This window comes from Streptomyces sp. NC-S4, assembly GCF_054353315.1.
The window spans coordinates 1,020,049-1,039,149 of sequence record NZ_CM135937.1 but is presented as its reverse complement, the minus strand read 5'-3'; the positions used below and the strand labels follow the sequence as shown (position 1 = coordinate 1,039,149).

Annotated in this window: 20 protein-coding genes and 1 pseudogene; 10 read left to right on the top strand and 11 right to left on the bottom strand. The window is 73.9% G+C overall.

What is annotated here, in order from left to right:
* The first annotated feature begins 117 nt into the window (after positions 1–117).
* Entirely contained in the window at positions 118–1,062 is a 945-nt protein-coding gene (locus ACXNSR_RS04285) for a class I SAM-dependent methyltransferase (protein ID WP_458640797.1), read from the top strand.
* A gap of 96 nt (positions 1,063–1,158) precedes the next feature.
* Here the strand turns inward: ACXNSR_RS04285 and ACXNSR_RS04280 are convergent, their stop codons facing one another.
* Positions 1,159–2,637: a DEAD/DEAH box helicase gene (locus ACXNSR_RS04280; RefSeq protein WP_458640796.1), complete on the bottom strand. Its 1,479-nt coding sequence runs from the start codon at positions 2,635–2,637 to the stop codon at positions 1,159–1,161.
* 75 nt (positions 2,638–2,712) lie between these two features.
* Positions 2,713–3,207: a MarR family winged helix-turn-helix transcriptional regulator gene (locus ACXNSR_RS04275; RefSeq protein WP_458640795.1), complete on the bottom strand. Its 495-nt coding sequence runs from the start codon at positions 3,205–3,207 to the stop codon at positions 2,713–2,715.
* Positions 3,208–3,313: 106 nt separating this feature from the next.
* On the opposite strand from ACXNSR_RS04275, the gene ACXNSR_RS04270 reads away from it, so the two are divergent.
* Both ACXNSR_RS04270 and ACXNSR_RS04265 read left to right on the top strand, forming a co-directional pair.
* Positions 3,314–3,682 (top strand): HGxxPAAW family protein, encoded by a 369-nt coding sequence (locus ACXNSR_RS04270; RefSeq protein ID WP_458640794.1) that lies wholly within the window; start codon positions 3,314–3,316, stop codon positions 3,680–3,682.
* A 183-nt stretch (positions 3,683–3,865) separates the two neighbouring features.
* Positions 3,866–4,072, top strand: a complete 207-nt coding sequence (locus ACXNSR_RS04265; protein ID WP_458640793.1) for a cold-shock protein — start codon at positions 3,866–3,868, stop codon at positions 4,070–4,072.
* Between the two features lie 79 nt (positions 4,073–4,151).
* On the opposite strand, the gene ACXNSR_RS04260 is transcribed toward ACXNSR_RS04265, so the two are convergent.
* Both ACXNSR_RS04260 and ACXNSR_RS04255 read right to left on the bottom strand, forming a co-directional pair.
* On the bottom strand, positions 4,152–4,751 hold the full coding sequence (locus ACXNSR_RS04260) for a TetR/AcrR family transcriptional regulator (protein WP_458640792.1): 600 nt from the start codon (positions 4,749–4,751) through the stop codon (positions 4,152–4,154).
* Positions 4,748–5,101, bottom strand: a complete 354-nt coding sequence (locus ACXNSR_RS04255; RefSeq protein ID WP_458640791.1) for a DUF1304 domain-containing protein — start codon at positions 5,099–5,101, stop codon at positions 4,748–4,750. Before ACXNSR_RS04255 ends, ACXNSR_RS04260 begins: the two co-directional genes overlap by 4 nt.
* A 113-nt stretch (positions 5,102–5,214) precedes the next feature.
* Here ACXNSR_RS04255 and ACXNSR_RS04250 point away from each other — a divergent pair, with 113 nt between their 5' ends.
* On the top strand, positions 5,215–6,213 hold the full coding sequence (locus tag ACXNSR_RS04250) for a BtrH N-terminal domain-containing protein (RefSeq protein WP_458640790.1): 999 nt from the start codon (positions 5,215–5,217) through the stop codon (positions 6,211–6,213).
* Here ACXNSR_RS04250 and ACXNSR_RS04245 read toward each other — a convergent pair.
* A complete protein-coding gene (locus tag ACXNSR_RS04245) occupies positions 6,128–6,466 on the bottom strand; it encodes a thioredoxin family protein (RefSeq protein ID WP_458640789.1) in 339 nt (112 codons plus the stop codon). The genes ACXNSR_RS04250 and ACXNSR_RS04245 overlap by 86 nt on opposite strands.
* A 118-nt stretch (positions 6,467–6,584) precedes the next feature.
* Between ACXNSR_RS04245 and ACXNSR_RS04240 the strand changes: the two genes are divergently transcribed.
* Positions 6,585–6,854, top strand: a complete 270-nt coding sequence (locus ACXNSR_RS04240; protein WP_458640788.1) for a hypothetical protein — start codon at positions 6,585–6,587, stop codon at positions 6,852–6,854.
* 47 nt (positions 6,855–6,901) lie between these two features.
* On the opposite strand, the gene ACXNSR_RS04235 is transcribed toward ACXNSR_RS04240, so the two are convergent.
* Positions 6,902–7,267 carry a DoxX family protein gene (locus tag ACXNSR_RS04235; protein ID WP_458640787.1) on the bottom strand — a complete coding sequence of 122 codons (366 nt, stop codon included), beginning with the start codon at positions 7,265–7,267 and terminating at the stop codon, positions 6,902–6,904.
* A 258-nt stretch (positions 7,268–7,525) separates the two neighbouring features.
* Here ACXNSR_RS04235 and ACXNSR_RS04230 point away from each other — a divergent pair, with 258 nt between their 5' ends.
* Together ACXNSR_RS04230 and ACXNSR_RS04225 are read left to right on the top strand one after the other, a co-directional pair.
* Positions 7,526–7,882 (top strand): YciI family protein, encoded by a 357-nt coding sequence (locus tag ACXNSR_RS04230; RefSeq protein WP_189742561.1) that lies wholly within the window; start codon positions 7,526–7,528, stop codon positions 7,880–7,882.
* 68 nt (positions 7,883–7,950) lie between these two features.
* Positions 7,951–9,170, top strand: a pseudogene (locus tag ACXNSR_RS04225) (RNA polymerase sigma factor).
* A gap of 106 nt (positions 9,171–9,276) precedes the next feature.
* Here ACXNSR_RS04225 and ACXNSR_RS04220 read toward each other — a convergent pair.
* The 3 genes from ACXNSR_RS04220 to ACXNSR_RS04210 all read right to left on the bottom strand — a co-directional run bounded on the left by ACXNSR_RS04220 (position 9,277) and on the right by ACXNSR_RS04210 (position 13,917).
* Positions 9,277–10,755, bottom strand: a complete 1,479-nt coding sequence (locus ACXNSR_RS04220; protein WP_458640786.1) for a condensation domain-containing protein — start codon at positions 10,753–10,755, stop codon at positions 9,277–9,279.
* Positions 10,756–10,900: 145 nt separating this feature from the next.
* Positions 10,901–13,210 (bottom strand): ABC transporter permease, encoded by a 2,310-nt coding sequence (locus ACXNSR_RS04215; RefSeq protein ID WP_458640785.1) that lies wholly within the window; start codon positions 13,208–13,210, stop codon positions 10,901–10,903.
* Entirely contained in the window at positions 13,207–13,917 is a 711-nt protein-coding gene (locus tag ACXNSR_RS04210) for an ABC transporter ATP-binding protein (RefSeq protein WP_458640784.1), read from the bottom strand. The genes ACXNSR_RS04215 and ACXNSR_RS04210 overlap by 4 nt, the downstream gene beginning before the upstream one ends.
* 119 nt (positions 13,918–14,036) lie before the next feature.
* Between ACXNSR_RS04210 and ACXNSR_RS04205 the strand changes: the two genes are divergently transcribed.
* Entirely contained in the window at positions 14,037–14,903 is an 867-nt protein-coding gene (locus ACXNSR_RS04205) for a sensor histidine kinase (protein WP_458640783.1), read from the top strand.
* Between the two features lie 11 nt (positions 14,904–14,914).
* Positions 14,915–15,640, top strand: a complete 726-nt coding sequence (locus ACXNSR_RS04200; RefSeq protein WP_458643561.1) for a response regulator — start codon at positions 14,915–14,917, stop codon at positions 15,638–15,640.
* 159 nt (positions 15,641–15,799) lie between these two features.
* Here the strand turns inward: ACXNSR_RS04200 and ACXNSR_RS04195 are convergent, their stop codons facing one another.
* Complete coding sequence (locus ACXNSR_RS04195) at positions 15,800–17,143, bottom strand: hypothetical protein (RefSeq protein ID WP_458640782.1); 1,344 nt, start codon at positions 17,141–17,143, stop codon at positions 15,800–15,802.
* Positions 17,140–18,072, bottom strand: coding sequence for a LysR family transcriptional regulator (locus tag ACXNSR_RS04190; protein WP_458640781.1), 933 nt, complete (start codon positions 18,070–18,072; stop codon positions 17,140–17,142). The genes ACXNSR_RS04195 and ACXNSR_RS04190 overlap by 4 nt, the downstream gene beginning before the upstream one ends.
* A 72-nt stretch (positions 18,073–18,144) precedes the next feature.
* Between ACXNSR_RS04190 and ACXNSR_RS04185 the strand changes: the two genes are divergently transcribed.
* Positions 18,145–19,101 (top strand): NAD-dependent epimerase/dehydratase family protein, encoded by a 957-nt coding sequence (locus ACXNSR_RS04185; protein WP_458640780.1) that lies wholly within the window; start codon positions 18,145–18,147, stop codon positions 19,099–19,101.

Genomic DNA, 19,101 nt, shown 5'->3' with positions numbered 1-19,101 from the left:
AATAACAGGCCAATCCCGATTACATCTCGTCACACGTCCGTCCAGGGCTTAGGGTGCCGTTACCCGGCCGGGTATCAGCGTGAAGACCGATGCCACTTCGCTGGAGGATGACTCTCCGTGTCGCACGTTTCACAAGCTTCCGTCACGACCACCGACGGTGAGCCTGCTCCGCTCGTCCCCACCACGTACGACGAGGTAAAAGGCTGGTTCTCGGAGCTCGACCAGGTGCTCTTCGACTGGTTCCTGACGCGCCAGAACAGCAGCGGGGGGCAGCCGGGCGACCTGCTGGAGCTCGGTGCCTTCATGGGGAAGAGCGCGGTGTATCTCGGCCGGTACCTCCAGCCCGGTGAGGAATTCACCGTCTGCGACCTCTTCGACATGCCCGCGACGGACGACTTCAACATCGCCGAGAACCGGGAGTCCTACCCCACGCTCACGCGGCGCGGCTTCGAGACGAACTACCTGGCCTTCCACGAGGCGCTGCCGACCGTGATCCAGGCCCCCACCTCGGTCGTCGCCGAGGAGGTCAAGCCGGCGAGCTGCCGGTTCGTGCACATCGACGCCTCGCACCTCTACGAGCACGTCGCCACGGACATCGCGTCCTCGCGGCTCGTCGCGGCCCCGGAAGCCGTGGTGGTCTTCGACGACTACCGCTCCGAGCACACCCCCGGCGTCGCGGCCGCCGTGTGGAGCTCGGTGGTCACGGGTGACCTGCACCCCATCTGCATCTCGGGCCTGAAGCTCTACGCGACCTGGGGCGACCCGGAACCCCACCAGGCGGCGATGCTCACCTGGCTGAAGGAGCGCAGCGACCTCTGGCACGGCGTGGAGATGATCGACGGCCGCCCCCTGATACGCATCGGGGACCAGGGCGTGGTCGCGCCCAAGGCCCCGCAGCCGCTGCACCCCGCGCCCGCGCCGCGCGTGGAACCGGCGCCGGTCCCCGCCCCCGCCGCCGTGCGCAAGCCCCCCGTCCGCTGGCGCAAGCTGGCCAAGGACCTGCTTCCCCCCGTGGTCACCCGCGCGATCGTGGCGCGCAATCGCCGCCGCAGGGCCCGGTAGCCCAGGCCCGACAGCGCGGAGCCCGACAGCGAAAGGGCCGGCGTCGCATCCCCGGACCGGATCCGGTCCGGGGATGCGACGCCGGCCCCACGCGTGTCAGACGCCCCGGCGTACCCGGGCCGCGCGGCGGGCCTCGGCCTGCTGGCGGGCCTCGATCGTCTTACGGGACTCCTTGCCCCGGCCCGGGCGGGTGCCCATGCCGCGGAACGCCAGCTCCGAGCCCGAGGGCCTGCCCTTGGCGTCGGTCGGCGCGGAGCCCGCCAGCGGGACCCCGGAGGGGGCCTTGGCGCCGGTGATGCGGGTCAGTGCCGCCTCACCGGAGCGCACCTGCGTGATCGTCGGCCGGATCCGTGCGTCGGAGAGCAGGCGGACCATGTCCCGGCGCTGGTTCGGGGTGACGAGGGTGACGACCCGGCCGGACTCGCCGGCCCGCGCGGTGCGGCCGCCCCGGTGCAGGTAGTCCTTGTGGTCGGCGGGCGGGTCGACGTTGACCACGAGGTCGAGGTCGTCGATGTGGATGCCGCGCGCCGCGACGTTCGTCGCGACCAGGACGGTGACGGCGCCGCTCTTGAACTGCGCCAGGGTCCGGGTGCGCTGCGGCTGCGACTTGCCGCTGTGCAGGCCCTCCGCCCGCACGCCCATGGCCCTCAGGTGCTTCACGAACTGGTCGACCCCGTGCTTGGTGTCGAGGAACATCAGCACCCGGTTGTCCCGGGCCGCGATCTCGGTCGCCGCCGAGACCTTGTCGGCCGCGTGGATGTGCAGCACGTGGTGGTCCATCGTGGACACCGCGCCCGCCTGCGGGTCGACGGAGTGCGAGACCGGGTCCTTCAGGTACGTCCGGACGAGCTGGTCGACATTGCGGTCCAGGGTCGCCGAGAACAGCATCCGCTGTCCCGCGTGGTGCACCTGGTCCAGGATCTCGGTGACCTGCGGCATGAAGCCCATGTCGCACATCTGGTCCGCCTCGTCGAGCACGGTGATCCTCACGCGCTCCAGATGTACGTCCCGCCGCCCCACCAGGTCGCTGAGCCGCCCGGGGGTGGCCACGACCACCTCGGCGCCGGCGCGCAGGGAACTCACCTGGCGGCCGATGGACAGTCCGCCGACCACGGTGGCCATGCGCAGCTTCAGGGCCGCGGCGTACGGCTCCAGTGCCTCGGTCACCTGCTGCGCCAGTTCACGCGTCGGTACGAGGACCAGCGCCAGCGGGCGCTTCGGTTCGGCCCGCTGCCCCGCCGTGCGCGCCAGCAGTGCCAGGCCGAAGGCGAGGGTCTTGCCCGAGCCGGTCCGGCCGCGGCCGAGTACGTCCCGGCCGGCCAGCGCGTTCGGGAGCGTCGCGGCCTGGATCGGGAACGGCTCCGTCACGGCCAGCGAGGCCATGGTCTCCACCAGCTCAAGGGGGAGGTCGAGCTCGGCGAAGGACGCCACCGGCGCCAGCGCCGGCTCCTTCGGCGCGTGCATCGTGAACTCACCCTGCGGGCCGAGGGTCCGGGGGGCCTTGGCGGGGGTACGGGCACCGGCCTTGGCACCGCCCTTCACACCGAAGCGCCCATGAGCTGACGGGTTCCTCATGCAGGACCTTTCGAAGCAGAGAGAAAGCGGGGGAGAAAGAAGTAGATGGTCAACCGCCCATGGTACCAGCGGGGCCTATGCCTCCCCGGCGGTCAGTTCCCCGGACCGCACCTGCGCGCAGTGCGCGCGGATCTCGACCGCCGCGCGGCCGAACCAGTCGGCGATCACGGCGATCTCGTCGGGGGTGTAGTCGGCGAAGAGGGTGGCCAGCCGGTCGTACATCGGCTGGTACACGGCGATGACCCGCGCGGCGGCCGCGGGGTCGGCCACCACCCGGACCCGGCGCCGGTCGGCCGGGTCGGGGACGCGCCGCGCGTATCCGGCGCGTTCGAGGCGGTTGAGCACCCCGGTGACGGCTCCGGTGGTGAGGTCCAGCAGTCCGGCGAGGTCGCCGGCGGCGAGCGGGGCGTCCCCGGCACCCAGGATGTGCCCCAGGCAGGTCAGATCGGTGACGTTGAGCCCGAGGAGCTGCGCCACCTCCTGCTGGCCGACGATGCCCAGGGCGACGTACTGGTCCATGCGCGCAATCGCCTCGCCGGCCGTGGCCGGGGGGCGGGTCTTGCCCTGCACCCAAATACTCCTTAGTCTCTAAGTTACTTAGCAAGTGAGATGCTTACCTCGCGAAATAAGCTTCCCGCTTCCGAGCGTACTGCTGTCGGTCCGACCAGGGAGAACCATGAGCGCGCACGGCCACGTAGACCTCGGCCACACGGTGGCCGGCTGGACCGGGACCACCCTGGCCCTGCTGGGCTTCGCGGGAGCGGGCGGCGCCGTGTGCGCGGCCTGGATTCCCGGGATCTGGATCGGCCTCGGCGTCGTCGCCGCGGCCGGGATCGTCACCTGGCTGCTGCACCTCGCCGGGTGGGGCAAGCCGAGCGGGCCCCGGCCGGAGGCCGACTGGGACTGGCGCACCCGGGACACCGGCGCCCGTACGGGGCATGCCGACTGCCTCGGCTGCCGCGTCAGCGGGCCTCGGCGGGCCCTCGTGGCGGCTCCTCGGCAGCGGTCCGCCGAGGCGCTGCCCGCCGCGGACAGCGGCGCCTGAACGGTTTCGGGCAGAGCCGTTCTGCAGAGCCGTTCACTCTTTCCACGGACAAGGCGACCGGAAGTTCGAATGTGCGGCACGCCCCGGTTGGCCGCGTTCAGCGTGTGCTCCGCGGGACCCTTGGGCAGGATCGAGACGGCCGCGCGTGCGGCCCGCAGTGGAACGTTGTGAAGGATCAGCCAGATGGCAACAGGCATCGTGAAGTGGTTCAACTCGGAGAAGGGGTTCGGCTTCATCCAGCAGGACGACGGCGGCCCCGATGTGTTCGTGCACTTCTCCGCGATCGCGACCACCGGGTTCAAGTCGCTGGAGGAGAACGCGCGCGTCGAGTACTCCGTCACCCAGGGCCCCAAGGGACCGCAGGCCGAACAGGTGGTTCCCCTCAGCTAGTCCACTTCCCGGGCCGCGCCCGTGAAGCGAAGCCCCGCCGGCCGGCCCGGCGGGGCTTCGCGCGCTGCGGGCCGCCCCGCTACCGGGTCCGGGCCGCCTCCGGCCCGCCGTCGGGCCCGATCGCGCGGTGGAGGGCCAGGAGCAGCCGCCACAGGTGGTCCGCCAGGGTCTCGGGATCCGCCCGGATGTCCTCGTGCAGCCAGTCCGCGAGGACGCCGGTGAACGCGGCCGCGACCGCCGACGCGACCAGCTCGGGGTGGGGGGCGCCCACCGCCGCCCGTTCCGCCCGGGCCCGGGCGCGCAGCTCCCGGTGCAGCCGTCTGCCGAGCGGGCCGCCGCCGCCCGGGAGGAGCAGGGTCCGGTAGAGCGGCGCCCGGTCGGCGGCCTCCGCCAGGAATCCGGCCAGCGCGGCGGGCGGCCGGGCCGGGGGCAGCGGCGACGGGCCGGTCTGCCAGGCGTGCAGGGCGTCGACCGCCGCGTGCACCACGTCCGCGCACGCGTCCACGGCGAGCGCGGTGAGGTCCTCGTAGTGCAGGTAGAAGGTGGCGCGGCCGACGCCGGCCCGGCGGACCACCGCCGAGACGCTCACCTCGGCGAGCGGCCGGTCCGCGCACTCGGCCAGCAGGCTTGTCCGCAGCCGCCCCTTCGTCCGGGCCGTACGCGGGTCCTCGGGACTCACGAGGCCAGCAGCGCCGCGCCGAGGGCGAGGGCGCCGGGCAGGGCCTGGGCCACGAGGATCCGGCGGTTGGCGGTCGCGGCCCCGTAGATCCCGGCGACGATCACGCAGACGAGGAAGAAGATCTGGGTGGCGAGCGAGTCGATCACGAGCGACCAGACCAGTCCGGCGGCGAGGAAGCCGTTGTACAGGCCCTGGTTGGCGGCGAGCGGTGCCGTGAGGCGGGCGGTGTCCGCGTCGAAGCCGGACAGTGCGCGGCCCGGGGGCCGCTGCCACAGGAACATCTCCAGGACCATGAAGTACGCGTGCAGTGCGGCCACGAGGCCGATCAGGACCGATGCGACCGCGTGCATGGCCGCCTCCACTTCTCGGGGTCGATGTCGGTACGGGCCGGCCTACCGGCCGGTATTTCCTGGACAACTGTACAGGAAGTCCGGCTGTCGGACCTCGTCGCTACGCTGGTCCGATGACCGAGCAGGCACCCCGGCCGAAGCCCGGCGGACTCCTCTACGAGGACTTCGGCACCGGACGGCACCGGGAGAGCTCACTCGTCCGGCACGCGCTCGGCAGCGTGCACGAGGAGGAACTGGTCGCGGGCCTCGCGGGCGGGATCGGCTTCATGTACTTCGTCTTCGAGTACGCCGGACACCCGCCCCTGCTGACGATCGTCGCGCAGGCCCACCCCGACCCCTGGGTGGAAGCCGCGCTCGACCGGCTCCGCGTCCCCTACGAGGTCACCCGGAGTGCGCGGCCCCGCTGGGACCGCGTGCGCGCGGCACTCGACGCCGGCCGGCCGGTGTTCTGCACCGTCGACCGGTCCCGGCTCCCCTGGCACGGCGGCACCCCGGACGAGATGGCCGGAGCCGATCCGTACACCGTGGTCCTCGCCGGGTACGAAGGCGACAGCCTGTACGTCGAGGACGGAGCCCCGGCCGCGTACCGGATCGCAGAGCAGGAGTTCGGCGAGGCCTGGACCGGCCACCGCAAGGGTCGCCACCGGATGCTCGTACCCACCGGCCCCGCCGCCGGCGCACCGGATGTGGACGGGGCCGTGGCCGCCACCGCGGCCCGTCTCGCCGGCCCGGTGCTGGGCAACAGGTTCGACGTCAACTTCGGCTTCTCCGGGATGGAGAAGCTCTCCGCGACCTCGCCGGACGGCCGGAGGCGGCCGCTCTGTTCCGCGAATCGGCCGTCAACTGGTCCCGGCTCGCGGAACTGGCGCGCGCGGCCAGCCCGGACACCGCCGCCCCGGGGCGGCGCGCCCTCTTCGACGAGTTCGCCGGACTGGTCGACGGCTCCCTCGCCCTGGAACGCCGCGCCGTCGCCCTGCTCTGACCCGGGAACCCGGGAACCCGGGAACCCGGGAAGCCGGGAAATTCTCAGAGGTGGGCGTCCAGGAACGCCCGGAACTCCTCGCGCGTCATCGGCCCCGCCTGGCTCGCGACCGCCTCGCCGTCCTCGATGAGCACGGCGGTCGGCGCGCCCGTCACCCCGTAGCGCCTGGTCGGCCCGGGGCAGCGGGTCATGTCGGTGCGGACGGCGGTGAAGCGCGTCCCGTACTCCTCGGTCAGCTCCCCGACCACGGCGTCCATCGCGCGGCACGCCTCGACGGCCTTGGGCCAGGAGCCGCAGAAGTACGCGAGAACGGGCCCGGTCGTCATCGAGAGGATGAAGTCGAACTCCTCGTCCTCCAGTGGCTGGTGCACCCGACGTGCCATGCGTGTCGCTCCTCGCTCGTGCGCCTCCCCGGATCGGGAGGGCGGCCCCCATCATCGCCGCCGCGCCGGACCGCGGCCGCCCGGGCCGTTGTCAGTGGCGGCTGTGAAGCTGAGCGGTATGGACGACAGGATGCTCCGGCGCCGGGTCTACGGCGCCGACCACGAGGACCCCGACCCCGGACCGCGATCCGGACACACCTACGGCGAGCTGGTCGGCGGGCCGCTCGACGGGCTCCTCCTGGACGTCACCGGCTGGAGTGCGCCGCAGCTCGCCGAAGAGGCCGGGCTCCCCACGGAGATAGGGCGCTACGGAGCGGGCGGACGTGCCCACTACCGCCGCCGCGAGGGCGACCCGGGCCACTGGGACTGGACGGGAGACAGCCGCTGACGGCAGGGACCCGGCCGGCGGCAGGGCCCCGGCCCGGGGGTCCGGCCTCAGGCGTCCCGGCTCACCTTGCGGGCCCAGAGGACCAGGGGCGCCTGCAGTGGCAGCCGGCCCAGCGTCACGGCCCGGACGGCGGGGGAGGCGTGGCGCGCGTCGGCGGCCATCTTCACGTTCGCCGGGAACACGCCGACGAAGAACGCCGCCGTGGCGAGCGCGGCCACCCGGCGGGTGCGCGGATGGGCGACCCCGGCCGCGAGGGCGAGTTCGGCCACCCCGCTCCCGTACGTCCACGCGCGGGGGCTGCCCGGCAGCGAACGGGGGATGATCGCGTCGAACTTTCCGGGCACGGCCGCGTGGGCGACCGCCATCGTGGCCAGGAGGCCGGCCAGCAGGTGGGGGGAGGAGACGCGGGGCATCGGGGGATCCTCTCGAAGGTGTCCGGGGCCGCGATCCTACTCGCGAGTAGCCGTGCGTGGGCGGGCTCTGCGCGATCCGGCCGCGACATCCCGTCCGACCGCCCGGTGTTCCGGGGCGTCGGCCGGACGGGGGACCGGGGTGGCCGCCCCGGAAAAATCTTCGAAGAATTTCCCGGAGGCTGTCGATGCGGGCGTCTCCCGTTCGACGCAGGGGTGAGAGGCGGGGAGAGTCCCCGCCCTCCCGACCGAGGAGTCACCATGCCGCGCTTCCTGACGATGATCCGCATCGACGAGCAGGACCTGCCCAGCGACGAGTTCCCGCCCGAGTTCGAGCAGCGCATGGGCGCGCTGCTGGAGGAGATCACCAAGGCCGGGGTCATGCTCGACACCGCCGGCCTGCTCCCGACCTCCGCGGGGACCCGCCTCAGCTGGTCCGGAGGGAAGATCAGCTACACCGACGGCCCCTTCACCGAGACCAAGGAGGTCGTCGGCGGCTACTCCCTCACCCAGTGCAAGGACAAGGCCGAGGCCATCGAGTGGACCCGGCGGTTCCTCGAGATCCACCCGGTGGAATGGAAGGTGAGCGCCGAGGTCCGGGAGATCCAGGAGATGTGATCCCGGCGCGCCCGCGCCGCGTTTGCCCTGCCCCGTCACGGCTGCTCTGATGGGTGGCCGTGACGGCAGTGAGCGCGGCCCAGGCGGTCGAAGCGGTGTTCAGGATCGAGTCCGCGAGGATCATCGCCGGTGTCGCCCGGGTCGTGCGGGACGTCGGCATCGCCGAGGAGATCGCCCAGGACGCCCTCGTCGCGGCGCTGGAGCAGTGGCCGCGGTCGGGTGTCCCGGACCGCCCGGGCGCCTGGCTCATGACCACCGCCAAACACCGCGCGATCGACCTCGTCCGCCGCAAGGAGACCTACGCGCGCAAGCTCGCGGAGGTCGGCCGGAGTCTGGAGGACGTGCCACCGCCCGCCGAACCGGCCGACCCCGAGGACATCGACGACGACCTGCTCCGCCTGATCTTCACCTCCTGCCACCCCGTCCTCGCCACCGAGGCCCGGATCGCGCTCACCCTGCGCCTGATGGGAGGGCTGACCACCCAGGAGATCGCCCGCGCGTTCCTCACCTCCGAGGCCACCGTCGCCCAGCGCATCGTCCGCGCGAAGCGGGCCCTGGCCAAGGCGGGAGTGCCCTTCGAGGTCCCGTACGGCGCCGATCGCGAAGCCCGGCTCTCCTCGGTGCTGGAGGTCATCTACCTCGTCTTCAACGAGGGGTACGCGGCCACCGCCGGGGACGACCTCGTCCGCCCCGCCCTGTGCGAGGACGCCCTGCGCCTGGCCCGCGTACTGGCCGCCCTGATGCCCGAGGAGCCCGAGGCGCACGGACTGGCCGCCCTGCTGGAGTTCCAGGCCTCCCGCATCGCCACCCGCACCGGGCCCGACGGGGAACCGGTGCTGCTCGCCGACCAGAACCGGGCCCGGTGGAACCGCATGCTCATCCACCGGGGCGCCCGGGCCCTGGGCCGGGCGGGGAACGGCCCGTACTCCGTCCAGGCCGCGATCGCCGGCTGCCACGCGGCGGCGGTCCGCTACGAGGACACGGACTGGCCGAGGATCGCCACCCTGTACGGGCGGCTCGTCCAGCTCGTCCCGTCCCCGGTCGTGGAACTCAACCGGGCGGTGGCCGTCTCGATGGCCGAGGGGCCGGAGGCGGCCCTGCCCTGGTCGACGCCCTGGCCCGGGAACCGGCCCTGCGCGCCTACCACTTGCTGCCGAGCGTACGGGGAGACCTGCTGGAGCGGCTGGGCCGGACCGGGGAGGCCCGCGCGGAGTTCGAGCGGGCCGCCTCCCTCACGCGCAACGCGCGGGAACGCACCCTGCTGCTGGACCGCGCGGCCCGCCTCTGAGCGGCGCGGCTACTGGGCCTTCGCCGTCGGGATCTCCGTGCTGCGGAGCACCTCGTCGGCCGGGCCGCGGGCGGCGGCCCGGCCGCAGTGACGCCCGGGCCGCGGTTCAGCCGCGGCGGGCGAACGCGGCCGCGTCCAGCGGGGTGTGCAGCGGCCGCCGCGGAGTGGTCAGCGCGATCGGGCGGCGGAACCCGCCGGACCGGGCGATCTCCTGGACGGTCAGGCGCAGCGCCGCCTGGAAGTCGCCCATGGTCCGGCGGGCCGCCGGGGTGTCGACGTAGATCGAGTTCATGTGCATCCCGTCCCGGTCCCGCTGGAACCACGAACAGGCCCCGTTGGCCCTCGCCGACCACACGTGGGTGGTGGGACGCCACTCGTCGTGGCGCTCGGCCCCCGGGCACTTGCGCATGTCGATGTACGAGAAGAAGTTCACCGGGTACGGCCAGGAGCGGGCGGCGAACTCCTCGGGCGCCAGCAGCTGCCAGGCCCGGACGAACGGCACGTCGAGATGGCTCATCATCTCGCCGAAGCCGGCCCGGACGGAGGCCATGACCTGGGCGAAGTCCCGGCCGGGCGAGGCGTCGAACTCGATGGGCAGGGTGTTGACGAACCAGCCCACCGAATGCGCCCAGGTGTCCCGGCCGCGCTCACTGACCGGCATGAAGCCGCGGTAGACGCCCGGACCGCCCGCCTCGCGCAGGCAGACCGCGACCGACGCGAGCATCCCCATGAACGGCTTGCCGTCGGCCGCCAGACAGGTCTTCTCGAACACCTCGGCCTCGGCGGCGTCCAGGAGGGTGGAGGCCTCGTTGACGATCGGGTACATCCGGCCCGGCTCGACACCGAGGTCGAGGGGGAAGCGCGGGAAGAACTCGCCGGCCTTCCCCATGAACGCCTTCCAGTAGTCAAGGCGTTCGTCGCTGGTGTCGAAGGACAGGTAGCGGCGGCGCTGCTCCTCGGCGAAGTCGAGGTAGCTGGGGGCGGGCGGCAGTTCGGGGCTCTCGCCGCGGCACAGGGCCTCGTAGCCGGTGGACACCTCGCGGGCCACGATCGGCATCGACATGCCGTCGCAGACGATGTGGTCGAAGGCGAGGTAGACCGTCGCGGAGTCCTCGCGCACCACCGCACCCATGACGAACAGCGGCCAGGAGAGGGTGTCGATGCTCCGCTTGAACCGCTCGACGAGGAACTCGCGCAGCAGATCGGAGGTCTCGAACGCGCCCACCTGCCGGGGTTCGAGGGCCAGTCCGGCGGGGTCGAACGGCTCGCAGGCCACCTCGCCCGCCAGGCGGCGGAACGCACAGCGCAGGACCTCGTGCCGCTGCACGAAGGAGAGCAGGGACTGCGCCAGGGCCTGCTCGTCGAGCCGCCCGGTCACTTCGAAGGTCACCGCGACCCAGGACGCGACCGGGTCGTCTGCGGCCCTGCTCTCCTCGGCGACGGTGAAGTGCTTGTCCTGGTTGAAGGACGCCTTCCTGCCCACCGGGTCACCCGTGTCGGCGGCCTCCGCCGCCGCGGACCTGAGCCGCCACTCGACCACCCGGCCGGGTGCCATGTGGTGCATCTCCAGAGGAAACTGCCGCATTCCGTCATCCCTTCGCCCCCGAGTCAACCCCCAGGCCCTAACGACCCCCGGCCCGGGGAGGTGACGAATTCACCCGGGACGGGCCGGGGCGGGGCGTCGGCGGGAGTTCACCGGGAGTTCGGGCGACCCCGCCCGGAGCGCGGCCCTATTCGGTGTGCAGGGCGGACGCGATCGTCATCCGGGCCGCCGACCGGGCCGGGACCAGCGCGCCGAGGACGGCGATCGCGACCCCCGCCAGCAGCAGTCCGGCAAGCAGCGGGGCGTCCCAGACGTCCTTCATCGACTCCGGGAAGGCGACCACCGCGACGTGGTCCACGACCAGCCGGTGCGCGATCATCCCGAGCGGGACGCCGAGCAGCCCGCCGACCGCGCCCACGCCCGCCACCGAGGTCATGGTCATCGCCACGACCTGCCGCGGGGTCATCCCGATCGACTTGAGCATGCCGAGGTCCCGGCGGCGCTCCCGGACGCCCAGGAGGACCGTGTTGAAGACGCCGAGCGCCGCCACGACACTCAGCAGGACGGTGAACGCCGACGAGAAGGCGACGACGGTGACGGTGCCGGCGTTCCGGTCGTCCAGCACCGACACGCGCAGGCCGGGATCGATCGCCCGGGCCGCCTCCACGTACCCCGCGGCGTCGGCCCCCGCCGCGAGGCGCACCTCGTACTCGGCGGCGCCGGCCTGCGGTGACAGCTCGCGGAAGGTCTGCCAGGTGGCGTCCAGGGCACGCGCGTTGCCCTCCACGAGCTCACCCACGACGGTCGCCGCCACCTGCCTGCCGTTCAGCGCCAGGGTGACCCGGTCGCCGACCTCCAGCCCGTTCTGGGTCAGGAAGGCGGGCCCGGCCGTGATCTCGCCGGCCGCCCGCGCCTGGCGGCCCCGGGCGATCCGGCCCGCGGCCGCGGGGTCGTCCCCACGGTAGAAGTTGGCGAAGACGGGCCGGACCTGCCCGGCCAGGCTCACCAGGGCCAGCCCGCGGGCCCGTACCCCCGTCGCACCGGGCAGGGACCTCAGCCGTTCCTCGGTCGGGCCGTCACCGAGCACGGGAGCGGGCCGGTTGTTGAGCGGCCCGCCCGCCTCCACGTGGATCCGGGCACCGCCGCCGCCCCGACCGGCCTCGCCGAACGCGAGCATCGTGCTGGTCAGCCCGGTCGCCAGGGTCACCGTGGTGACCCCGAGGACGATGGCCGCCATCGTCATCAGGGTGCGGCCGGGCCGGGCGAACGGCTGGCCCAGGCCCAGGCTGACCGGGCGCGGCAGCCGGGTGCCGCCGAGCAGGCGCTGCACGCGCAGGCCGCGCCCGGTCCGCGGGGCGCCGCCCGCGCTGATGGCCCGGGCCGCCGGCAGCCGGTGCGCCCGCAGCGCGGGAACCAGGGCGGTGAGCAGGACGAGGGCGGGCATGCCGAGCAGGCAGACCACGGACACCCACGCACCGACGTCACCGACGGCGGCCCGGCCCGTCTCGACGCCGGAGAAGGCGACCCGAAGGACGGGCACGGCCAGCGCGTTGCCGAGCAGGGTGCCGAGGACGGTGCCGACGACCGCGGGCACGGCCGTCATCGTCAGGTACACGGTGACGACCTGGTTCGGGGTGAAGCCCAGTGCCTTGAGCACACCGATGTGCCGGTACCCGGACACCACCGCCCCGCTGACGACGTTCCCGACGATCAGGGCGGACACCAGGAGGCCGAGCACACCGAACAGCGTCATGAAGGGGAGGTAGGCGTCGGCCAGTGCCGAGAAGGCCTGCTGCAGTGCGAGATGGGTCTGCGTGCCGGTCACCGCACCCTCGGGCAGTCCGGCGGTCGCCCCGGCCAGGGCGGCGGCCAGCTCCGCGTCCGTCGAGGAGTGCGTGAAGCGGTAGAGCATCTGCGCGGCGGACGGACGCAGCGCGGTCATCTGCTCGGGCGAGACCCAGGCGCCCGCCGACCTGCTCACGGCGGCCGCGAACCCGACGACGGTCAGCGGAGCGGAACCGGGGACCTCCAGCCTGGTCCCCAGGAGCCGGGGTCCGGGCGAGCCGGTCGAGTACCAGCCGACGACGATCTCTCCGGGCGCGGTCGCCCAGTGGCCCTCCAGGAGCTCGATCCGGTCCACCGGACCCGCCGGGTCGGCCCGCCCCACCACCGTGAGGGAGCCGCCGGCCATCCACAGCCAGCCTGCGGGAACGTCCAGGACGGCCTGCTCGAACGGCCCGGCCGCGGCCGCCACCCCGGGCCGGTCGGCGGTCCGCGCGAGCTGCTCCGGCGACGCCTTCGCCGTATCGAAGGTCGCGACGGTGTGCGGGCCGCGCTGGGAGGCGTAAGCCCTGTCGAAGGGGCTGGAGGCGGCGTCGAGCAGCCCCAGCGCGAGCAGCACGGTCGTGGTCGAGCAGAGCACGACGAGTCCGATGACGAACGTCTGGAGCCTGCGGCGGCGCACCGCCGCGCGAGAGGCCCGCCACACGGCGCTCACGCGGTCGCCTCCAGCGCGCTCTGCCGGGCGACCCGGCCGTCGGCGACCTCGACCAGACGGCTCGCGCACCGGGTGGCCAACTGCGGGTCGTGCGTGACGATCAGCAGGGTCTGGCCGATCTGGTTGAGGTCGATCAGCAGGTCCATCACCTGCTCGCCCGAGCGGCTGTCCAGGGCGCCGGTCGGCTCGTCCGCCAGCAGCAGCGCCGGACGGTTCATCAGGGCACGTGCCACGGCGACCCGTTGGCGCTCACCGCCGCTGAGCGTCGCCGGATAGTTGTTGCGGCGGTCGGCCACACCGAGCTCGTCGAGGAGCTCCAGGGCCCGGCGGCGCGCCTGCCGGGCCGGGGCGCCCGTCAGCTGGGCGGCCAGCGCCACGTTGTCCAGGACCGGCAGGTCGTCGATCAGGTTGAAGAACTGGAAGATCATCCCGATGTGCCGGCGCCGGAAGAGCGCCAGCCCGGTCTCGTTCAGCGCGCCGAGGTCCTGACCCCGTACCTCGACGGTGCCCGAGGTCGGCCGGTCGAGCCCGGCCACCATGTTGAGCAGCGTGGACTTGCCGCAGCCGGACGGGCCCATCACGGCCACCGCGTCCCCGGCCCGGATCTCCAGCGACAGACCGTCCAGGGCCTTCGTGTCGCCGTACTCCTTGTGCACATCGTCCAGCCGTACGACGACCTGCCGCGCAGCGTCATGATCAGTTGTCATGGCCCGAACCTAGGGCGGAGCCTGCGGGCCCGGCGTCGGCCCCCGGATGTAACCGTCCGCCCGGGTCATCCCGGGGATGTACGCGGGCCGTCCGGCACAATGGCGTCCAGGCTTACGGGGTGGGGGAGTTCGAGGTGGGGACGGTCATCGCCGCGGTCGCGGCCTGCGTGTGCGCGGCCGTGGCGGGCGCGCTCGGCGTGGCCCTGCTGCGCGCGCGGCGCGGCCACCGCCGGGCGCTCGAGGAGCGCGGCTGGCTGCTGGAGCGGGAGCGCGAGGGCGCCGCCCGCAGCGCCGTCGACGCCGAACGGGCCAGGATCGCCGCGGAGCTCCACGACATCGTCAGCCACAACGTGAGCCTGATGGTGGTCCAGGCCGGGGCCGCCCGCGAGGTGCTCGCCACCCTGCCCGAGGAAGCCGCGGCGGCGATGGGCGCCGTGGAGCGGGCCGGGCGGAACACGATGACCGAACTGCGGCACCTGCTGGGCCTGCTCGCGCCCGCCCAGGACGGCGGCGACGAACCGTACGAGGCCCCGGACGCCGGCCGGTTGGCGCCGCAGCCGAGCCTCGCCCGGCTCGGCCCGCTGATCGACCGGTTCGCCTTCGCCGGTCTGCCGGTGGAGGTACGGATCTCCGGGGAGCCGCGACCGCTTCCGGCCGGGATCGACGTCACGGCGTACCGGATCATCCAGGAGGCGCTGACGAACGCGCTCAAACACGGGGACGGAGGCAGGACCGAGGTGACGGTGCGGTACCAGGAGCGCGCGCTGCGGGTGGAGGTGCTGGGCCGCGGACCCAGCGTGCTGACGGGGGACGAGCCCGCCCCGGCGCCCGCCGGGGGCCGGGACCGGCCGAAGGCCGGGGGCACCGGCCGCGGACTGCTCGGCCTGCGCGAGCGCGTCGCCGTCTACGGCGGCGACCTCGACGCCCGCCGTCGCCTCGGCGGCGGCTACCGGGTGCGCGCCCGGCTTCCGCTGGAGCGGCCGTGACCACGCCGGAGGTGCCTGCCGCGCCCGCGCCGCGCGTGGTGATCGCCGACGACCAGGACCTGGTCCGCACCGGCTTCCGGCTGATCCTGACCGCCCGCGGGATCGACGTGGTCGGCGTGGCCGCCGACGGCGTGGAGGCCGTCGCCGCGGTGCGCCGACTGCGCCCCGACGTCGTGCTGCTCGACATCCGGATGCCGAACATGGACGGTCTGGAAGCCGCCCGGCGCATCCTCGCCGAAGCCCCGGACTGCCGGGTGATCATGCTGACCACCTTCGACCTCGACCAGTACGTGTACGCCGCCCTCGCTGCCGGGGCCAGCGGCTTCCTGCTCAAGGACGTCACCCCCGAGCACCTCGCCGCCGCCGTCCGGCTGGTCGGCACCGGCGACGCGCTGCTCGCCCCGTCGATCACCCGCCGCCTGGTGGAGCGCTGCGGCCCGGGCGCGGCCGCCGCGGACCCCGCCGCGGCTGTCGCCGCCCGGCAGGAACTGGCCGCGCTGACCCCGCGCGAGCGCGAGGTGCTGACCCTGATGGGCCACGGGCTCTCCAACGCCGAGCTGGCCCGCGAGTTCACGCTGAGCGAGGCCACGGTCAAGACCCATGTGGCGCGCATCTTCGCGAAGCTGTCGCTGCGCGACCGGGCCCAGGCCGTGGTCCTCGCCTACGAGACGGGCCTGGTGACCCCCGGCTCGGTCACCGCTCCCCGCCCGGGACACCCTCAGGCGCCCGCGGGGTGACCGGCCCTCGGCGGCCGCCGTGCGGGCACGGGCGGTTGGCGGCGCCGCGCAGCAGGCCGAACGTCCGCCGGCCGGCCCACCGGGACCGCGCCGGTTCGGCGGTCCCCCGGCCCGGCCCGGCCCGGGCCGGTGCCCGGGACCGGGGTCGTCACGTCGCTGTCAGGGCACCAGCTCCACCATCACGGATCGCGGGAGCGAGGGGTTGCCCGCCGCCTCCCTCGCCACCCGGTGGTCCTCGTCGGCGAGCAGCCCGGTGATGGCCTCGGGCGGCAGCGCCGGGTGGGCGGCGGCCAGCGGCCGGGACGTACGGTCCCCCAGGCAGGCGAGCAGGGCCGGGCCGGTCGCGCGAGGATGCTTGGCGACCTCCTTGAGCACCTTGCGCACACCCGGTCGGTGCTGCGTCAGGTGCTCCAGCAGCGGACCGGACGCGTCCGGGTTGGCGGCCACCGCGGCGAGGACCTGCACGCCGTGCCGCGCGACCATGGCGCGCAGCAGTTCCTCGGACAGACCGGGGTGCCGTGCGACGGCCCTGACCACGGACGCGTCCGGATCGACTGCCAGCGCGTCGCGCAGCTGCGGGGGCAGGTCGCGCCGCTGCGCCACGAGCATCCGTACGGCCGCGTGGCGGGAGCCGGCCAGCTCGGCGAGTTCGGCGGGTGTGGCGGCGGCGATCCGCGGCAGCGGATCCCACGCCGCCCGGTCGCCGACGACGAGCTCGGCCAGCAGGTCGAGCGGTACGTGCGGATGCTCCGCGACGGCGCGCCGTACCTGGATCTCCGGATCTGCGGCCAGGAGGCGGATCAGCTCCTGGCCGATCCCGGGGTTGCTCGCGTACGTGGCACGGAGACCGGGATGCGCCTCGGCGACGAGCCGGGCGTAGAGCGCCTGCGGCAGATCGGGGCGCTCGTGCAGCGCCCATCCCAGGGTCAGTTCGGGGTCCTCGGCCAGGGCGAGGACGGCTTCGAGCGGGGTGGACGGGTTGGCCGATACCGCGAGGCGGACCTCGGGATCCGGGTGGAGGGCGAGGCGGGCGGTCACGGGTGAGTCCGTCCAGAGGGCCAGTTCCTGCACGACCTCCACGTCCGGGTCGGCGGCGAGCAGGTCCACCGCGTCGGGCGGCAGGCCTGGGCAGGAGGCCAGCTTCCAGCGGATCTCGGAGTCCGGGTGCGCCGCGAGGAGGCCGGGCCACTCGGGGTGCCCGCGGCCCTCGTCGATCAGGGCGATGGCCGCGTACGGCCAGCACAGGGGATCCACGTCGGCGGCGGTGAGCATCCCGCGGTAGGCGAGGGGCACGGCGGTGCTCCTCGCGTACGCGGCGAGCGCCAGCACCTGGTCGCGGCGCAGATCGGTGCGGTCGGTCAGGTCGTGGAGCAGTTCGTCGGCGTAGTCCCGGTCGGTGCCGGGCTCCGTGCCCGCCTCCTTCAGTGCGCGTGTCAGCAGTCGGTCGACGAGTTCCGGCGGCAGTGCCGGATTGGCGGCCAGTCCGCACAGGAGGTGGTTCAAGGGCGCTCTCCGGTCGGTGTGCGGGTCGGGGCGGCGGAGGTGGCGGCAGCGGTCAGGGCGGCTGCCAGCGCCTGGGTATGGGGGTGCGGGGGACGCCGTCGGGGGAGGACGAGCCCGATGTGCCGGGCGGGCCGCGGGGGTTCGACGCGGACCGCGATCGACTCCCCGGTCGTGGCGAGCGAGACGTCCGGGATCAGGGAGACCCCGACCCCGGCCGCGACCAGGGTCTGCGCGAAGAAGTAGTCGGTGGTGGAGGCCGCCACCCGCAGGTCGAAGCCGGCGAGTTCCGCGTACCGGCGCAGGTAGGCCTCCGTCCTGAGGCAGCCCAGAACCCAGCGGTCGGCGCCCAGGTCGGCCAGGTCAACCGACGGCCGGTCCGCGAGGCGGTGACCCGGCGGCAGCACCAGCCACAGCGGATCCTCCATCAGCGGAACCCAGTCGAGCCCCGGGCGCTCACCCGCGCGCACGGGCGGCGGCCCGTCGAAGTGGTAGGCCAGCGCGAGATCGGCGGCTCCGGTGCGCACCATCGCCGCAGCGGCCTCCGGCTCGCTCTCCAGCACGGTCAGCTCCACCTCCGGATGCGCCGCCACGAACCGGGGCAGCGCCGAGGGCAGCAGATGCCGGCCCCCGCTGGTGAAGGTGGCGACGGTGAGGCGCGGCCGCTCCGCCGTGAGCCGGTCGATCGCGTGGCGGACCTGGTCCAGCTCGGCGGAGATCGACTCGGCGGCCTCCACCAGCAGCCTGCCGGGTTCCGTGAGGGTGACCCCGCGCGTGCTGCGCACCGCCACGGGGTGGCCGACCGCGCGCTCCAGCGCCGCGATGTGCTGCGAGACGGCCGACGGGGTCAACAGCAGGGCGCCGGCGGCCCGGTTGAAACTGCCGTGCTCGGCCACCGCCCGCAGGACGCGCAGCCGGTGCACATCGATCATCAGTTTTCCTTACGATGCGTTCAGTAGCTGGTCGGTTCCGCTGGGGGACGATACAGCGGCACAGTCGGGCGCATGAAGCGAATTCTTGTCATCGGCGGCAGCCGGTACTTCGGAAAGACCCTGGTCACCCGGGCGCGCGAGGCGGGCGACGAGGTCACCGTCCTCAACCGGGGCTCCGGCGCACCACCGCACGGCGTGGACCGTCTGGTCGCCGACCGCGACGACGAGGAGGCGCTGCGGGCGGCTCTGGGCCCGCGCGAGTTCGACGTGGTCGTGGACCAGGTCTGCTACACACCGCTCCAGGCCGCCGTCGCCCGAAGGGTGTTCGCCGGGCGGACCGGGCGCTACGTCATGACCTCGACCATGGAGGTCTACGACCCGGCCACGCTCCCCGCCGGTCCCGTCGGCTCCGTCGCCCCCGCCCCCGCCCCCGCCCCCGCCTCCGCCCCCGTCACCGAGGCGTCGCTCGATCCCGTGCGGCTGCCGCTCGCGGGTGCCGCGGGCCGCGGACCCGGGCCCTGGCCCGCGTACGTCTACGCCGAGGGGAAGCGGCAGGCGGAGGCCGTCTTCCTGCGGGACCCGGCCTTCCCGTACGTCAGCGTGCGGGCCGCGCACGTCCTCGGCGGCGGCCCGGCGGAGTTCACCGGGCGGCTCGCGCACTACGTGGACCGGATCGGCGCCGGGACCCCGGTCGACGTCCACGAGGCCCCGTACGCCACCTCGTTCATCCACCACCACGAGATGGCCGAATTCCTGTACTGGACGGCGGAGCGGACCTTCACCGGGCCCGTCAACGCGGCCTCCCACGGCGCGCCCGACGTGCTCGCGCTCTGCGAGGCGGTCGCGGCGCAGGTCGGACGGGTCCCGCGGTACCGGGTGGTGGGGGCGGGCGCCGCCGCCTCGCCCTTCTCCTTCGACCGTGCCTACGCCATGGACAACGGCCGGGCCTCGGCTCTCGGCTTCGGCTTCGGGCACGTCGCCGACTGGCTGCCCGGGGCGATCACCGAGACCCCGCGGGCCGCCGGCTGA

Bases quoted from the DNA above. Each gene is read 5' to 3' on its own strand.
- ACXNSR_RS04280 (WP_458640796.1), bottom strand. From the start codon at position 2,637: ATGAGGAACCCGTCAGCTCATGGGCGCTTCGGTGTGAAGGGCGGTGCC.
- ACXNSR_RS04270 (WP_458640794.1), top strand. From the start codon at position 3,314: ATGAGCGCGCACGGCCACGTAGACCTCGGCCACACGGTGGCCGGCTGG.
- ACXNSR_RS04265 (WP_458640793.1), top strand. From the start codon at position 3,866: ATGGCAACAGGCATCGTGAAGTGGTTCAACTCGGAGAAGGGGTTCGGC.
- ACXNSR_RS04255 (WP_458640791.1), bottom strand. From the start codon at position 5,101: ATGCACGCGGTCGCATCGGTCCTGATCGGCCTCGTGGCCGCACTGCAC.
- ACXNSR_RS04250 (WP_458640790.1), top strand. From the start codon at position 5,215: ATGACCGAGCAGGCACCCCGGCCGAAGCCCGGCGGACTCCTCTACGAG.
- ACXNSR_RS04245 (WP_458640789.1), bottom strand. From the start codon at position 6,466: ATGGCACGTCGGGTGCACCAGCCACTGGAGGACGAGGAGTTCGACTTC.
- ACXNSR_RS04240 (WP_458640788.1), top strand. From the start codon at position 6,585: ATGGACGACAGGATGCTCCGGCGCCGGGTCTACGGCGCCGACCACGAG.
- ACXNSR_RS04235 (WP_458640787.1), bottom strand. From the start codon at position 7,267: ATGCCCCGCGTCTCCTCCCCCCACCTGCTGGCCGGCCTCCTGGCCACG.
- ACXNSR_RS04230 (WP_189742561.1), top strand. From the start codon at position 7,526: ATGCCGCGCTTCCTGACGATGATCCGCATCGACGAGCAGGACCTGCCC.
- ACXNSR_RS04220 (WP_458640786.1), bottom strand. From the start codon at position 10,755: ATGCGGCAGTTTCCTCTGGAGATGCACCACATGGCACCCGGCCGGGTG.
- ACXNSR_RS04210 (WP_458640784.1), bottom strand. From the start codon at position 13,917: ATGACAACTGATCATGACGCTGCGCGGCAGGTCGTCGTACGGCTGGAC.
- ACXNSR_RS04190 (WP_458640781.1), bottom strand. From the start codon at position 18,072: ATGATCGATGTGCACCGGCTGCGCGTCCTGCGGGCGGTGGCCGAGCAC.
- ACXNSR_RS04185 (WP_458640780.1), top strand. From the start codon at position 18,145: ATGAAGCGAATTCTTGTCATCGGCGGCAGCCGGTACTTCGGAAAGACC.